Here is a 17,981-nt window from a genome sequence, read left to right as displayed (position 1 = left end):
TACATCGTATACTTTCAACCATATAATCTCGCCGGTTTGATAATAGTCTTTATCCGTATGTACAAATAAGCGTTCAACAACGTTATCCTGCGTATACTTCTTTAAATTCAGCTCAAGCGTACTGAAATTGGTTTGCGCATTACCTGGTGTAATGCAGAAGTACCACAGGCAACCAAGAAGTAAAAGATTTTTTTTAACAGTCAAAAACATTGTCAATGGTTTCAGCTAAACTAAAATTGTTGAGGCCAGAATTCAGGTTTCACGTTTGTAGCCCCCCGTAATTTACAATCCACACAAGGACCAGGGGCAGCATTAAAGGCTATAATTTCGCCTGTAATCATATCTTCAGAGTACACCACGGAAGGAACCAAGCCGCCGCCGGCATATTTCGCAATACTATCGGGCTTATTATCTATCACCGTTGTCTGACAGGTATTTGTGTAATTCCAGTTATTCAGTTGCCTCCTGTTGATAAAAATACGTTTTGTCTTCTGCTCAACTACTTCAACAAATCCTATTACAACTTCGGAAGGATTTGTAATACATTTTATATTACCTGTTAGCTGAGACGGTTGCGGATCGAATACAGACCCCAGTTGTTCCGTATTTTTCTTCATGGTTAAAATGAAATTGTACGCCCGTTGGCTAAGGGCATACTGCTTTGTAAGAATGCTGTAAGCAACGCTCATTTTTTCAGATTCGGCTCCCACAAAATAGAGCGGCAGGTAAATAACATCATTGCTAAGCTTTTCGGTAGATCCTACAATCAAAACCTGAGAGCTGTTTTTTGCCCAGCATCTTTGCATCGTAGTGTCTGCCATCCTATTGTCAAACTTATACTTTACGCCGATTAGCTTGTTATTAGAATCATAGTTATACTCAAGTGCACTTAAAAATGGTGAATTAATTTCCCAGGTCTCTTCAAATTTCCACTGATAATATCGGGTGTTGTTAGATTCATCATGTGAATGAATATAAAACTGAACACCGTTATTATTTTGTTTCCAGGAAACACTGTCAATATCTGGAGTAGATAATTTACCGGAGAACTCTGAAATATATTCTTTTCCCCTGGCTTTAATAAACAAACGATATTTTCGAGAGGGATTTACATCCAATGCCCCATAAGAGTAAACGCCGGGGGACGTTTCTATCAATGGATATCGGTCATCCGCATCACTTTCAATCAAAACTGTTGCCCCAGTCTCCATCACTTCAGCGGGAGTTTCAGTAAGTTTATTCGACCTCGATAGCCTGATTTCCGTTGGCTCTCCGCCTCCGTTTATGAATCCGTTAACCACCAGAAAGCCTGATGCCGGCATTTCGTAATCAGCAAAATATTTTTCCCTACAGCAGATTAATACTACTGAAATAAATATCATCACCCATATCATTTTCATTCTACTCATCGCATATGATTTTGTTATGCACTTGGTGTAAGAAAAGTACTGTTAAAACCTAATATTAAAATTTACGAAGGGGATCGCACTTCCAAAAATAGACAGCTTATAGCCATTTATTGCACCTCCCTGAGAAACATAATATACCGAGAAGGGGTTCTTTCTTCCGGTTAAATTATAAACACCAATCGTCCAGGAATTGTGTGTTTTTTGATGAACTTTGTGATTTCCCTCGATGTTCATAGAAAAGTCGGTTCTAAAGTAATCCGGAATTCTATAGGCATTACGATCGGCATACAAAGTTCTGACTCCTCCATCATAATAGAAGCGACCTATCGGTAATGTAATGGGCCTTCCTGTACTATAATTGGTATTGAGAGAAATACTGAATCTATGAGAGATCTGGTAATTACCAATAAATGTCACATCGTGAGGTTTATCATAATTTGCTGGATAAAAAGCGCCATTATTGATAATTTCACCTGCATCCGGGTCGTCTGCCTTCAATAGTATGCGGCTGTAGGTATAACTAACCCAACCATTCAACTTGCCGGTAGACTTTTTCAAAAGTAATTCTAAACCATAGGCTTTTCCCCTTGTTTTTAAAACATCAGTTTCGATGTGAGGGTTAAGTACTAGCACGGCACCACTTTTAAAATCGAGATAATCTTTAATGCGTTTGTAATATCCTTCCAATGATATTTCTATAGTATTTGATTTTAAATTTTTATACAGGCCCAGTGAAAACTGATCTCCCGATTGTGGATTTATATTAGGATCACTTAATTTCCAGATGTCGGTTGGTGCCATCGCAGTTGTGTTCGACAACATATGTATATACTGCCTTAAATTGTTATAACCGGCTTTAAATGAAAATGATGGTGTAATAAGCTGGCGCAGACCAATTCGGAATTCTGGTCCCTGGTAGGTATTGATTACCTTATTATCTCCATACTTTGTTGTCCCCAAAATATTGTCAACCTGTTTGGGTACCCCTTCGGGATAATTATTAACTGAGTAGGGACCCAAGTACGCGTAAATTGAGTAACGCAAACCCGCATCCAGGCTAAGTTTAGGAGTAATCTTATAATTCTCGCTTATATACAATGCGGTTTCAAGGGCCTGCTCTGCCGGTATTGTAACTGGTTTAACTAAAGACTGCGAACCTATTGGCCTATAATTTCCGGAATGTAATTTATGATAGTTCGAATTCAAACCGAACTCAAGATTATGCTTACTGTTAAGCATGTAGTTATAATGATTGCGGAGATAAGTCTGGCCAATATCAAAATTAAGCTGGTAACCATTAACCGGATTCAAATCGCTTTCAATACTATAATCGTAACCATCTCTACCAATGGTTAAGAAAGAATGCAGGCGACTATTAAATGTATGTTTCCATTTTATTGAAATGTTCTGGTTTTTGTAATGGTAAAAAGTGTCGCTATTTAAATTAAAGCGGTCTTTGCTCAAATATCCTGTTATGTGAACGCTATTCTTCTCATTGAACTCGTGATCAAAAACTAAATTCAAATCGTAAAATGAGGCCTTGCTATTTTTGTACTCTTCCGGCAATTGCTTTAATAACCAATCTGCATAAGTAGTCCGTCCTGCAATAATAAAGGATGATTTGTCTTTTACCACAGGTCCTTCAATTTCCAATCGACTGGTGAGTAATCCAATCCCTGCAGCGCCTTCAAATTTTTTCTTATTCCCGGATCTGCTGTTGATATTAACTACCGACGCCAACCTACCACCATGTCTTGCCGGAATACTGCCCTTAAATAACTCTACATCTTTTACTACCTCAGGATTGAACGCAGAAAACATTCCAAAGAAATGAGAGGGGTTGTAAATATTTGCCTCGTTAAACAAGATGAGATTTTGATCAGTTGAACCGCCTCTCACATTCAATCCTGTGCTCGCCTCTCCAACCGTTTTAACACCGGGCGTGGTTAATAACACGCGCAAAATATCAGCCTCACCAAAAACGGTAGGTACCTGTTTAATAGTTTTAATATCTAACTTCTGAACACCTAATTGAGCTACTCTTAAGTTATTCATCTTTTGTGCTGATACCACAACATTCTTGAGGCTCATTATTTTGGTTTGCATAGGAACGATCAATCTCCCATCTCCCATCATGTTCAAGTTCAAACGTACATCCTCCATTCCGATGCTTTGAATACTTAGTACATTATTACCGGAAGGAAGTATTATTGAGAAGAAGCCCTGATAATCAGCTATTGCATTAATAGAGCTATTTTCTACAAACAAAGAGGCTCCGCTAACAGGCGCTCCATTTTGTTCGTGGCGCACATAGCCCGTTAATGTGAACATCCCTGGATTCTGCCCCGGTGCCCCCACCCCTATAATATGAACTTTATCATTCGTTAGTTTTGAGTTGGCAACGGCACCCGGTATCTTATCCGTTTTGATCAGGGTGGATGAGACTTCCGATCGCTCATCATAGAAAGATACGGGTAAATGGGTTTGCACTAAAAAACCTTTTGTTATAAAAACATTCTTATCGGAATCTATAGCGAATCTCAAATCAGTATCAGAAAAAACTTTGTTAAGCAATACGTCTAGTGACATAGATTGCACTTCAATATTGACTAAAGTAGTATCCAGATTTTTTTGGTCAAAAAAAAATTTATAACCACTTTGTTTTTCTATTTCGAAGAAAAACTGCGCTAACTTCATTTGTTTGAATGCGCCGCTAATAGCAGGGTAATGAGGGGGATGCTGAGCTACAATGCTTCTACAAGCCAACAGAAAAACAAGCATCGTAAGAATTTGCCTAATTCTAGTTTTCAAAATTATAATTGAGAAATTGATGAATCGTTGAGATGCTTTACGGTTTCGATCAGAGCAGTACGCAGATCTGTTTTAAAATTCAGATTGCTGCTACGAGCTACTTTCTTCAATTCATCCCGAGCAGCAGGAAAAGCCTTATACAAACTCCTCCGGTTAGTAATGGCATAGTAATCTCCATTATATTGAACGTAATATTTTTCTTTGTCCAGCAAAGACTTTTTTAAACTTGTTCCTATCATCTCCTCAACTAACTCCTTTTGCTGCTTGCAGAGTAGCTGAATTTTTGAACCTTTAAACAGTACTTCATAAAAGCCAGGTAACATATCCGACTTGGCCGAAATGTTCAGTTTAACAAAACGGACGTCCCCAATTTCAAATGCGGTAACTGATGGAATTGACACTTCAAAGAGCTCACCACCCGAAAGTGTTTTTGTTACCAGCTTCTGCTGTAATACATCAAAAATCAAAAACCTTCCCTCATGCAAGAGGCCGTCAAATACAACTTTTCCTTCGGTGATATTTGCATTCCTGAAATACGGAGTTCCTTCGGCATATAAATGCCCGTACTCGGTATATACAGGGCCGTTGAAAAAAGCTGCACCATCCCTGATATAACTCAAGTATGCTTTTTCAACTTTATGCGGCACGATGCTTGGGGACAACTGATCATTAAGGAAGGACTGACCTTTAGAAAATAGTGGCAGCAAAAAAAATAATGCACGTATAACTCGCTTCCCCATTTGGTGATAATTTTTAGCAGATAGGTTTTAATAGAAACCTCCACCGCCCCAGCTACAGAGGGTGGAGGTTTCCAAACAAGTTAAAAGTAGTAAGTACTGTTTAATGCTAGATAACGATCGTTTATTTAGCCTTTGCCTGCAGCGCTTCAACTACTGCTTTATAAGCAATTTTCCTTACCCATTGTCCATTCCAAATACCTAATGGCTGATTAGCTAACCATGCGGCACCTGAAGGTCTGTCCTGAGGACTCCAGAATGTGATGCCATAGCGTTGCGCAGCCGGTACCAATTCAAAGTACTTTTCGATAACATACTTGTACATCTCGGCCTGGGCCTGTAGCTGTGCAGCAGTTGCAGACGAAGTGGTAGTACCGTTAAGGCTAACATATAATTCAGAAATTCTAATCAGCTTCTGAGTTGCTGCTAAAAGACTAAAGTGTTGGGCAATATTACTTTTATCCGTTGTAATGCTGATATGCATCTGAGTTGAAATACCATCCACAACCGCTCCCTGGCTTTCTATATTCTGAACATAGTTGATCAATCCACTGCATTTAGCCAGGTTACTTTCGAGACCATTATCACTAATAAATAGTTTATCTCCGCTATTAATATGCTGCCTCGCATATTGGAAGGCTTTTACAGCGTAGTTTGTACCCATATAATCCTGCCAATAAAACTCATTAGCCCCCTGCGATTTTCCAATTCCGGTTTTTAATTGGGTAGGATTATTATCATCGATTGGATCTTTTACCACATCCCATGCTTTCACTACTGATTTAGTAGAGTCTACAATACCCGAGATGAAACGGTTCAATTCTCCGGAAACAATGGTATTTTTTTCCTCGGCTGTTTTTTCAGCATTCCAGGAAAAAATCACATTATCAATATAATATAGCCCCGCTCCTGTAGCCGATCCTGTGTAAATTGTAAAAGTTGATAACTCTTTTTCTGCCTCGGTAAGGTTTAGATTTGCAATAGGCATAATTACTTTACCGCGAAGCCACGAATTAGCCGAAGCACCAAATCCAGCAGGACTATTATAAGTTGCATTGCGACTTAAATCAGTGTTATTGACCAGCCCCAAACGCATACCTTGCCCGAAAATGCCATTTATTATATAAATATCAAGTGTTACAGAAGCACAATGCCTCAATTTAATACCAGCAGGTAATGTGACAGGAATTTTGACAAAAGACTGATTGGTATTTAAAGCAGTAGTCCCAACCCTAAGTACTTTACCAGGTGTTACGCCATCGGGATCTGCAGTTACTTCGGCAGAACTATTGCCTGTCATTCCGTAAACCTGACCAGTGGCATCATTATCAAAATTTATCTTCGTAGTGCCACTAACGCCCTTAAGCTTTTCGTTGAGATAAGTGGCGTTTTGATTAAGGTGATGCGTAAGTGCCTGGCCATAAACATTGACATTATTTTTCGCCGCAAAATCAACAAATTGTTTTACACCCGAAATATTTAGAGATCCGTTAGCCTGAACGATAGAGCCATGCTTCATCTCTGTTTCCAAAACTACTTCATCAAAATTTCTATCCGCTATTTTAAAAATAGCACTCCCACCCGTTTGATAGGTATTTGCCGGAACCACTGTTCCCAACCTGAAATTAGGGCTTGCGGTTTTATTAATTAAAGATTTTAAGCTAGGCAAAGAGTTAATTGCTTCCTGATTAAGTATGCTCTCGGGCTTATCCACTGCAAATTCCCGGTCGGAGAATTTTGCACATCCTGCTGCTATGAAAAGCATTATTGCTGAAAAAGCTGCTCCGGAGTAATTGGTAATTATTTTTCTCATTTCAATACTTTTTTATTTTGTAACTGCAGGTTGGAATTCAGCTGACACCGCACGATCCCGGATAATAAGCGTGTCGAGCGTTGTAACACTGTTGATGCCGGGCGCTGACACCTGATAATTAAGATACAGTCCATCCTTCTGTTTGCCATCCATCGTTTCGCCATTTTCTTTAAAAGAACCCGATCCGCTTGCGGTAACACCTGCGGTTGCAGAAGTAACAGTACAATTGCCAGAATTATCGAACGTAAGGCGTAAGGTACACTGCACATTGGTTCCCGTTTTGTCTTTATAAGTTATCGGGAAATTAATTGCCTGAAGGGAAACCGTTGAGAGCTTTCTCAACTCATCATCTTTGCGATACTGTGCATGTCGTACCACTGTAGCAGTACTTGCATCAGCATAGGTAACATTGTCCTTTCCGCGGCGCAAGTAGTTTCCATGCCATTTGTTCACAAACTTCACCCCATACAGTACATAGTTTTTATTCGACAAAATTGAGTCTGCATTCTGAACTGAAACCATTTTCAACGGTATCACGTAATGGCTTTTTATAGCGTCAGGGTCTGCAAAAAAAGCATCGGTGAACTGAACCTGAACTCCGTTTAAAATACTTCCAGCGGGAATCTTCATTTGGTCAGAAAGGAAATTGTAATGCGTTGAGGGCAGCAATACCATTTTTCCGCCACCGTAAGCATCGTCGAAATACTTATTTTGTAAAAGCGACTCATCTACCGCATAACCTATAGATACGTTTGCTTTGTTGTCGCGGGTGCCACCCAGAGCTGCTTTAATTTCCACCTTACGTTCGTTGTCTAAAGCATTATCAATGAGTTCCTCTTTACCAAACGTAATCGTGCGACCAACCGCCTGATAAGAAAAATACACAGATGTATAATCAAAGTCCGGCCAGTCGGTATCAGCATTTTTATTACATGCAAGTACTAATGTAGCCATGGTTGCCATCATGTACAGATATATTCTTTTTGTTTTCATCTTCTGTTTTTTAAAAGTTTTAAGCAAAAAACTACCAGCCGGCATTTTGTTTCAGATTGCTATATTTAAGTACTTCTGAAAGAGGTAACGGTCCATAGTACATGTAATCCTGATAGCTTCTGCGTTCCACCTCAATGGGAGTAAACGAAGAACCGTCTACATCTAACCCACGAGCCGTCTGGTTTAGATTTAATTTCCAGCGACGCAAATCCCAAAACCGGAAGCTTTCAAAGCTTAATTCAATACGACGCTCATTTCGGATCAATTCGCGCATCTTATTTTTATCAGACGCACATTCCTCCAGATAAGCGTCTCCATTTTGAAGTCCTATCCCTGCTCTCCTGCGAATGGCTTTAATGACGTCGTAAGCAGAATAAGCGTGACTACTTGTTCCTGTTGGCCCCCAGGCTTCGTTCGCCGCCTCAGCATAGTTAAGATACATTTCTGTATAGCGAATACGAGGCTCCAGGTGGTTTTTACCTACTGTAGATGCAGGATTCGGATTGACATCCATTCGTAATCTCTTCTTCATATAATAGCCTGTGCGGGTAGACGTTTCGCGACGCAATAAACCATCATCGGTTCCTGAGCCACTACCTGTGCGAATAACGGTATTGTTGATCCCCATGGCACTTCCGTCATAAACAATATATCTTGCTAAACGAGGATCCCTATTGGTATAGGGACTACCGGCATCGTAGCCGCTACTGCTATTATCAATGGGATAGCCATTAAGCATAGGAAAGGCGTCTACCAGGTTTTGGGTAGGATTCATTCTACCAGACCCAAAGAGAGAAGGAGGAAAGTACAGGGCCTCCTGATCGCTAGTATTCGTTTGTAGATTTTTACTCCAAATATACTCCGGAGGGAGCACCCCGTTCGATACACTACTTAATTCCGCATCATTAGCATAATAGGTACCCCCGGTAGCAGGTAGCGAACCCACTCCACCCTTATGATCTATGATTACGGCTGCTGCATCGGCTGCTGTATGCCAGCTATTACTTGCACCGTTTAAAAACGCTGGACTAGCCGCTAAAAGCGCAGTCCTGGCTCTGAAAGACCTGGAAATAAGTCCATTAAATAAAGATCTTTGCCTATCTCCCATCACATAATTATATATCTCTCTACGCTTACTTTCGGGCGCCTTGTCAAGTATAGCACTGAAACGTGCCGGAATAGTACCTCCGGCAGCTATCGCTCCATACTCGACGGGTAAATAAGCTTCGGCGCTGTCCAAGTCCTTATAAATTTGAGCTATACAATCTTCGAAGCTGGAACGCGGCGTGTTAAAACTAGAATTAGCATCTACAAATTCCGTTAAAATAGGTACTCCCGCCAGTTGCCCATCAGCTGTATATCCACCGTGATTTCTCAGCAAATAATACATATACATCGCACGCAGACCATAAGCCTCACCCCTGAATTTCATGTTATAAAACTCAGAAAGAACAGGATCCAATATAGACCAGGTAACTTTCTGCGAGTTCTGCAAAAACAGATTCAGGTACTCGATGGAGCTATATGCACTGTTCCATACATTGAACGGATTGTTGGCGGAAGTCCAAGAGCCGGTAGCCAACTGTAAAAAGTTGTTATTTCGATCGTTCGTAACGGCATCGTCTGTTGCGTATTCACTATTATCATAGTAGCCCGGAACAGCGAGGTAAGCACTTAAAATCAGCCCTCTTGCATACTCGGTATCCTGATACATAGCCTCAATTCCGGGGAGGTTTTCAGTATCGGGATCAAGCAATTTCTCACAGCCTGTCAAAGCCGAAAACGCGATAAAGCCGGCTATTAATATTTTAGATTTCATCTGTTAAATTTTTATTGTTTGAAAATTCACACAATTCCGTTCATTATGAAAAGAAAAAGGTTCATTTTACTCCATTTCCATTTATTTTACCTATTAAAAAGTTGCTTTAACTCCCAGGTTATAGAACCTATACTGTGGCCCGCCGCCAAAATTGGTTTCCATCAATGCACGCTCCTTAGCCAAAACCAGGAGGTTATCACCCTGAACGTATATTTTCAAAGCATGCAGAAATGATGAGTTTTTAAACAATCTCTGATCTAAATCGTAGGTAAGCTGCACACGGGTAAGATTGAAGCGATCTGTTTTATACATCCAATAAGTTGAATTTCTAAAATTATTGCTGTTGCCCGTTGTTGTCAGCGCCGGGTAGGACCCTTGCTTTACAACTTCCCAACTACCATTTGCGTTTTTATCGATAATTGTACGGCCTAATACAACATCAGAATATTTGGTTGCACCATTTACCCAAAAATAACTTCCGCTTTTATATGCGACGGCGCCTGTATTACCCGATCCCAGTGCAAACAATGTAAATCGTTTCCAATTAACTGTAAGGTTTACACCAAAAGTAAAAGGATTGGCACCCCAACCGGCTTTCCCCAGTTGCACCTGATCGTTGTTATCTATTATACCATCGCCGTTTACATCTTTATATTTAATATCTCCTGGCTTGTAGGCACTGAAAGTTTGTCTCGCATGATTGTCGATCTCTTCCTGGTTCTGGAAAATACCTTCTGCAATCAGCGCAAAAGAAGCGTCGAGAGGTCTTCCTGCACGATACAAATAATCGTTGTTGTATACCTCGTCTCTTTTCAATACTTCTGAATTAAAGAACATACCGGCCAATCCCAAGGAAGTGCTAACTTCTCCAAACTTCTTGTTCATATTTACCGAAAAATCAAGCCCCTTACGTTGCTCATTATTGTAGTTTACCCAGGGAAGCAGGGAAAAGCTGTTCCCGCCGGAGAAATAGGAGGGAAATAAAGAAGATGTTTGACTCAGCAGGCCGTTGGTATTTTGCTGGAAATAGTTGGCTTCTAAATTGACAACATTACCGAAAAATGAAGCTTCAAAACCTGCTCTAAACTCCTTTCTCTCAATGTAAGTGAGGTCGAAATTGCTACCGCGGCTTATAATCGTACGCCAGGTTCCTGCACCTACCGGCCAATCTCCATACCAACCTTTGGGATTAAAATATCCCTGGTACAAATAATAATCGCTAATATCTATATCTTGTTTCAAAGAACCGTAGGATGCAAATAGCTTCAGATTCGTCACCACATCATTTTTAAAAAAGTTTTCATCACTCACACGCCATCCCAGGGTAACTGTTGGCGAAATCGCATCTCTTTTTCCCGGAGGCAGCTTGGCAGAATGAACTGCGGCGGCAGAAAAATCGAAATAATATTTCTGCTTGAAATTATAGGCTGCCTGGAAACCCAAATTCGTGTTTCTGGTTGGGTGATACACACTACCCTCATGCCCTTCATCTCTTGCCACACGTGCCTGGTACCCCCACGCAAGTAACTTACCCATAACATTATGTCCGCCGGCAAAAGAGCGTTGATAGTCAAACTGCCCTCTGGCAGACATAGTTGCTGTATACGTATTTTCACCAATGTATTCATTCGTCTGGTTCCCGTCCAGTCCAAATTGGCTGAGTCCGGTAATCATGGCAGGCTGGCCGTCGATATCAGACCATGTAGGCGCAAAAGTGGCGTAATCGAGCCTGTACGCTTCGTTATAGAGATAAGTATAATCCATATTATAACTAGCCTGGAAACTTAACCCCTTCATTAACGACCCCAAATCCGCTTTTGTGCCCACGTCAAACATAAAGGTTCTATTTCTATACTTGATATAACCAGCCCGAAGCATATCGGAAAAAGCATTGGTAGTATTGGTAGAAATACCACCTAAAAGGTACTTTCCATCAATAATATGCTTACTGTTTTGTACTATGGTTTGTAAATCAGGATTAGTTGGATCTAACTGATCAATAGGAATAAAAGGAGACATCCTGTTGGGCCACATAGACGCGGCTGCCCCCCAAAAATCGCCACGTGCCGTGTAGTTATTGCTAAGGCCTGCCACTGCATTGGTATATGCAGAAAGCCATTTGGTTAATGTCATATCTACGTTACCTCTTATGTTCAAGACTACATCATTGTTGTTCCTGGCATCGCCATAATTCAAAATGCTGCCGTTATGAGAAAGACCAATGTTGCTGTAGTAGCGGGTGCGCTCGTTACCGCCATGAATTTCAGTAGTAATATCTGACCTCGAAAACCCCTTTTTCAGATAATCAGAAGTGAAAAATTTCAAATCGGGATACCGGTAAGGATTCGAACCTGACGCTGTATTATAGATCAGTTCTGGAGAATATATCTGTGTTACCCCATCATTTCTTGAAGCTTCGTTATACAAAGTCATGTATTCTGCGGCATTCAAATACTCTGCATATCTTTTAGGTACGTTAACACCTGTATTGGCACGTACATCAATTGTAAGGGGTCGTTGCTCACCACGCCTGGTGGTAATTAATATTACACCTTTAGCAGCATTACTACCATATAATGCAACTGCACTTGCTCCTTTAAGCACAGATACAGATTCCACTTCCACCATCCGCACATCCTCCGCCCTGCGAGGCACACCGTCTATAATTACCAAGGCATTCTGCCCCCACACGCTTCCGGTGTAGCCTCCAACAAAACTTTGCAGGTTTTCCAAACTATAGGTTCCATAGCTTTTTTCCAGCAACTTAGAAATATTTACGGAGGATACGCCTCCCAACAGATCTTTTGGGGCTACCTTTCCAAAAGCTACGTTAACAAGACTGTCTTCCTGCCTCAATTTTGTACTGTCGAGTATTTCCAAATCCTGCGCGTTTGCATTTGATGCTCCCGCAAGCCAAGCCGTGAAAAAAAGACAATACAGTTTTATGTTATTTTTCATCATTTCTTTTTTTAATTCCAACCTGGATTTTGTTTAAAATCTTCATACTGATTCACATCGTCTCTCGTGAACGGAAACCAGTAGTGTCTGTCCTGTAACTGTCTTTCAATAATTACCGTCTCCCGGTAATTCCTCACTTCTGCGTTTTTAGGATCGGCATAAATTTGATTCTCAGGCGTTACACGGTCGAATTCCACCCGTTTTTTATATGTGTAAGGGCGTTGCGTTAGCAGCAACCATCTTCTGAGATCAACAAACCGATGTCCTTCAAAAGCCAATTCTACCGCTCTTTCACGTCTCAGCTCATTCATAAACTCAGATGTGGAGCCTAAAAATTTGGCATTTACTTCTCCAACCCCCGCTCTCAAACGTATTTTATTTATTGCTTCTACAGCAGAGAGACTGTAACCCGGAGCGCTGCTTTGAGGGCTACCATACCCGTTGGCTGTAGCTTCGGCATACATCAAATACACATCAGCCAGGCGCATAAAACTTAATACCAAAGAGTTATCATCTTTATAACCATCCCAATCATTCATATATTGATCGGTGAATTTTTTGTTCAAAAATCCGGTTATCGCTTCCTTGGGTTTACTGTCTGTTCTATAATAACCGCCGGTGTACAGGCTGGCGTACTGGCGTTTCAAATTATTCCCTACAGCAGAAGCATTTTTAACACATTGTACTCCGTCGTAAATGATATCGTTATAAAAGCGCGGATCTCTATTTCTCCACGGATGCGTAGGATCATAACCCGACTCGGGATCGGCTACTGCGGGATCTTTTATCGGCATTCCGTTAGCCATACCATAGTAACTAACGTAATTGGCGGTTGGATATACCTTTACGCCTGAATTATTGATAGCATTGGGTCTATAGTCATTTACCTGATTCCAGCGGAAAGAGCCTACATTGTTAGCAGTAAGGTTCTCATAAAAGATGGCCTCCTGTAAACCTGGCACTTTGCTGCTTTGCCTCCAGGTATAAAATAATTCTCTGTACTGAGAAAACTCTGCCAGTTTATACCGTCCTGTGGACTCAACAATCTGCAAAGCCTGAGCAAAAGCGTCTGAAGCCCGTTTGCAATAGTCGGTGCTATAGGTGGCGCCTCCACCAGATTCCCTGTTCATCAGAGGGCTACCCGCCCAAAGCAGGTTCTTACCCAGGTAGGCTAATGCCATCACTTTGTTAATACGGATATTGTTGTTGCCCAATGTTTGCTTGCCTACGGTAGTTTCATCCCAATTTACAGGCAGCAGATCGGCGGCTCTCTCAAAATCCTTTGCTACGCTATCTGCCGTAGCCTGGTAACTCAGACGTGGTAGTCTTGGAGGTTCATTAATAGGCAACTCGGTAGAAATGTAAGGCAAACCTCCCCAGTACTGCATGAGCATGAAATGAAACCATCCCCTGAAGAAGTAGAGTTGGCCCGCTAAAAGGTTTTTCTCTTCTGTTGTAGCCCCTACCAGTTTGTCGAGGTTAACCAAACCTGAATTTATTTTGCGGATGCCATACCAGGAGTGTCCCCATAATTTTTTCTTATCGTTACGGTTTTGACTTCCGGCACCACCCCTGTCGGGTAAAAACCATCCCGTACCTTCGTAGGTCCAAGCCCAATAATCACCCTGGTCTATTTTAAAAGCAAAAGGGTAAGTAATTCCATACTCCCAGTATTCATCCTCGCCGTAGTTCCAGCTATTGTGATAGTCATGGCTTGACATGTTTGGAATACAGTTGTAGAGTTCCTCAACAAAGCCCTGAAAGTTTCGGAAATTTTTAAACATTTCCTCTTCCGGTATTACTGCTGGTCCCGGACGGTCGAGATACTTTTCGCAGGAGGTTAGTGCCCAAACCAGCGCTGCAAATATCAAAAACGACAATACTATTTTTCTGAATTCTTTTTTCATATTCCAGTACTTTTAAAAATTTATATCAATACCCAGGTTAAAACGCCTCATAGTAGGGTAAGCACCGTTACTTGAGTTGCCCCCGGTAGCAAAATTGGATTCCCGGTCGTCAGGCATTTTCGTCCATAGAAGCAAATTGTTCCCGTTTAAAAATAGCTTGCAGGACCTCATACCCATTTTATTTATAACGTTTCCGCTAAAAGTATAACCCAGCTCAGCATTCTTCAATCGTATGTAAGAACCATCGTACTGGTAACGCGTACCATTTCCCCCTGTTGAGCCCAGAACTGACCAGCGGGGCAGTGGTGTCCCGGCTCCTGTGTTTTTGTTCCAGTAATCACCTTCTACATAAACTATGTTAGACGCGTTATGCAAAGAAGGGAACTCTACATAGCGGGTAACATTGTTAACACCATAAAACTGCACAAAGAAGCTAAGCCCTTTCCACTCAGCACCTATCGTAGCATTGTAAGTGTTCTGAGGCGTACCTGTATATCCATAAGGAACCACATCGTTATCATCAATAATGCCATCAGCATTATAATCGATAATATTAAAATCTCCGGGCAGTTTATTCTGCGTAGAGGGACTGAGTTTCGCAGTGCTTCCATAAATATCATCCCAACTTCGTAAGTATCCGTAATCTAAATGTGACCTTACCTGGCCTATTGGATACCCGGCGTCTTTTTGATAAGTTGGTTCTAACTCAGTATCATTTCGAATAATAACCTTGTTCATAGCATGGGTATAATTGGTATTAGCCCATACCCTGATTCCATTTACAAAGCTGTGGTTAAACCTAAGTTCGAATTCATATCCGCTGGATTTTACCCTACCCCAATTGAGTGGAGGCAGAGAAGCTCCGAAGTAAGAAGGCACAAGAGGGGTGGTATTAATAATATCCGTTCTATCCTCATTGAAAAAATCCACACTACCTGATATTTTTCTGTTCCAAACGCTATATTCCAGACCTATGTTTCTTTTTTCAGCATTCTCCCAGGCCATATCTGGATTTCCAAATCTGCCATATGAAAAGAATGAGTACGGTGTATTAGCGGGAGGAGTGCCCATTAATGCATTACCTCCCGAATTAATTATACTTTGATAAAGCCACCTTTCCCCAGCCCTGTCATCACCAATCAAACCCCAGGAACCTCTAAGCTTCAAAAAATTGATGAAGGTCGCACTCTTCATAAATTTTTCGTTGCTGATATTCCAGCCAAGTGCAACCGAAGGGAAAAAGTCAAACCGGTAACCAGGTCCGAATTTTTCTGAACCATTGTATGCACCATTGGCATCTAACAAATAGCGGTTATCGTATCCGTAGGTGGCACGGAACACCCAGTCTTCCCTAAAAGTATTCCATGCGCTACCGGTAACGAACCTTTCCCTCATGAAAACACCGGTACCGGTTACATCATGTTTGCCAAACTTACGCGCATAATTTAATTGAGCTGCATAGTTCAAACGCCTGTAGGTAGCGCCTGAATTGACACTTCCTTCATTAAGAGCCCATGTTACTTTATTCAAAGGCAATTCCCATCCGTCTACAGGTTTTGTTTGAAGGATAACTTCGAAAACGTCCGTATCAGGATTATACCAAATACGCTGGGCCGGATTATTTGCATCATCCACTCCTCTGTTGGTTTCCTGAAAGGTGTTGTCCACCGAATAGTTAAGCCTTAGAGAAAGACCATTCGTAAGCATTTTTAAATCCTGCTGCAGCACAAAATCTGTGGTGAGCTGGTTGGATGTCGTTTTACTGGTACCCGAAGTTGATAGTTCATATACAGTATTAGGTACATCGAAATTGCGCGGATCGTAATAGCCCCAAATACCGTTAGAATATATGGGTCGCATGGCATCAGGTGATGTGCGATAGGCTGAACGCCAAGGATCGGAAGCTGTCCGGGGGAACTTACGTGCCCCGTTAGAACCAAACAAACGAGTGGTTAATTTAGTAGTTTTTGTAAGATTAAAATCCAGATTACTACGTGCATTGATACGGTTATAACTATATCCTGCCTGGTATCCCCGGTTATTGCCAACTACTTTAAACAAATCACCTTCCGTTACAAAATCAACACCGGCAAAGTAGGTAACAAAATTGGTGCCCCCTGAAACATTAGCACTGGTATTGTATGCCATTGCATGGCTTTTGAACAGCTCCTTCACCCAGTCTACATTAGGATATTTGTCCCATTCGTCTGTATTTAACGGGTTTCTGTATTTGTCGATTATTTCCAGAGGCTTGTATCCACCCCAGGCATTAGCATTATAGAGCAGTTCATTTCTGATAACCTGATTGCGTATAAGCAAAGCGTCGTAAGAATCAAATTTCTCCGGCAATTTTGAGGCAACCTTCATGGTCATATTCGACCTGATGCGAATATTGGCTTTCCCTGCCTTACCTTGTTTCGTAGTGATTAATATAACTCCGTTTGCACCCTTTACACCAAATACAGCTGTAGCGGAAGCATCTTTTAAAACGCTGATGCTTTCAACTGAAGAAATATCAATTGCATTCATATCACGCTCTATCCCATCTATTAGTACCAAAGGAGCGCTGCTATTCCAGGAGGTTTGCCCACGTATTACTATTTGGGGTGACTCTTCACCTGGCATACCTGAAGACGCTGTGGTTACCAAGCCAGGCAATGTACCCGTAAGGGCCATACCTAAATTAGTAACACCTCCCGCTCGTTCCAAAACCTCACTGGTAATTTGAGAAACAGCGCCCAGAACACTTTCCTTTTTTTGTTTACCATATCCAACTACCACAATATCCTCTAAAGCCTGAGGGTCATTCAACTCCAGCCTAACCACAATATTTGTTTGAGTATTTTTAATGGATACATTTTTTGTTGTATAACCTACCGACGTAACAATTAAATCAGAATCGGTATTTTTTACATTAAGCGTAAATGAACCGTTCTTGTCGCTTGAAGTGGATATACTACCGCCCTGTTGCGTAATGCTTGCCCCAATCATAGGTTCCCCTTTCTGATCAAGAACTTTACCTGTAACTTTTATACTGGTTTGAGCGAGCGCAAACACAGTATTTAATAATATCACAAGAGCAGTTATAAGAAGTCTTTTCTGGAAATAAACAGAGGTTAAATCATTTTTGATTTGAAACCAACTGGAACTGTATTTTTTCATATCATATTTATGTTTGAAACATTCGTTTTATCAATGGCAATACTTTAGCAATAGAATTACACGGGTGAAAATACCTCCCAAATCACCCTGTCATTTAAAGTTTTGTACTTAATCATGATTTATCATTAAGGATTTATACGATGAGCCCAAAGCCCGTTAGAATTCAAAAATCTAATGAACAACAACTATTGATTTTAGTATTAAGGCAGTAATACGAGGATACCATCTTTCGCATTCGATAAGCAGCCATATTTAGCTAAAACAACCGTTACTATAAATGTCATTAAAACAATTATACCGCTAAGTTAAGACATTTTAACAAAAAATACAATCGATTGTAATTTTTTTTATTGTTTTTTATTATTTAAAAAA

The 17,981-nt window shown here is 40.9% G+C and carries 9 protein-coding genes; all 9 read right to left on the bottom strand.

The window, feature by feature from the left end; genetic code table 11:
• Positions 1–230: 230 nt before the first annotated feature.
• Positions 231–1,409: a DUF4249 domain-containing protein gene (locus U0035_RS01030; RefSeq protein ID WP_114792653.1), complete on the bottom strand. Its 1,179-nt coding sequence runs from the start codon at positions 1,407–1,409 to the stop codon at positions 231–233.
• Positions 1,410–1,451: 42 nt separating this feature from the next.
• Positions 1,452–4,190 (bottom strand): TonB-dependent receptor, encoded by a 2,739-nt coding sequence (locus tag U0035_RS01025; protein ID WP_211316528.1) that lies wholly within the window; start codon positions 4,188–4,190, stop codon positions 1,452–1,454.
• A 32-nt stretch (positions 4,191–4,222) separates the two neighbouring features.
• Entirely contained in the window at positions 4,223–4,840 is a 618-nt protein-coding gene (locus U0035_RS01020) for a hypothetical protein (RefSeq protein ID WP_162817987.1), read from the bottom strand.
• 241 nt (positions 4,841–5,081) lie between these two features.
• The gene (locus U0035_RS01015) at positions 5,082–6,770 is read right to left on the bottom strand and encodes an endo-1,4-beta-xylanase (protein WP_114792651.1); all 1,689 of its coding nucleotides are present in this window, start codon (positions 6,768–6,770) and stop codon (positions 5,082–5,084) included.
• Positions 6,771–6,782: 12 nt separating this feature from the next.
• Positions 6,783–7,763 carry a DUF5627 domain-containing protein gene (locus U0035_RS01010; protein WP_211316527.1) on the bottom strand — a complete coding sequence of 327 codons (981 nt, stop codon included), beginning with the start codon at positions 7,761–7,763 and terminating at the stop codon, positions 6,783–6,785.
• Positions 7,764–7,794: 31 nt separating this feature from the next.
• Positions 7,795–9,582: a RagB/SusD family nutrient uptake outer membrane protein gene (locus U0035_RS01005; RefSeq protein WP_114792650.1), complete on the bottom strand. Its 1,788-nt coding sequence runs from the start codon at positions 9,580–9,582 to the stop codon at positions 7,795–7,797.
• 93 nt (positions 9,583–9,675) lie between these two features.
• On the bottom strand, positions 9,676–12,543 hold the full coding sequence (locus U0035_RS01000) for a SusC/RagA family TonB-linked outer membrane protein (RefSeq protein WP_327138715.1): 2,868 nt from the start codon (positions 12,541–12,543) through the stop codon (positions 9,676–9,678).
• Positions 12,544–12,551: 8 nt separating this feature from the next.
• Entirely contained in the window at positions 12,552–14,447 is a 1,896-nt protein-coding gene (locus U0035_RS00995; RefSeq protein WP_114792648.1) for a RagB/SusD family nutrient uptake outer membrane protein, read from the bottom strand.
• A 12-nt stretch (positions 14,448–14,459) separates the two neighbouring features.
• Positions 14,460–17,609: a SusC/RagA family TonB-linked outer membrane protein gene (locus tag U0035_RS00990; RefSeq protein WP_114792647.1), complete on the bottom strand. Its 3,150-nt coding sequence runs from the start codon at positions 17,607–17,609 to the stop codon at positions 14,460–14,462.
• Between the last annotated feature and the right edge of the window lie 372 nt (positions 17,610–17,981).

The organism is Niabella yanshanensis, from assembly GCF_034424215.1.
GTDB lineage: Bacteria > Bacteroidota > Bacteroidia > Chitinophagales > Chitinophagaceae > Niabella > Niabella yanshanensis.
Note: the sequence above shows the minus strand (reverse complement) of the source record. Positions and strands in the feature narration are given on the sequence as shown.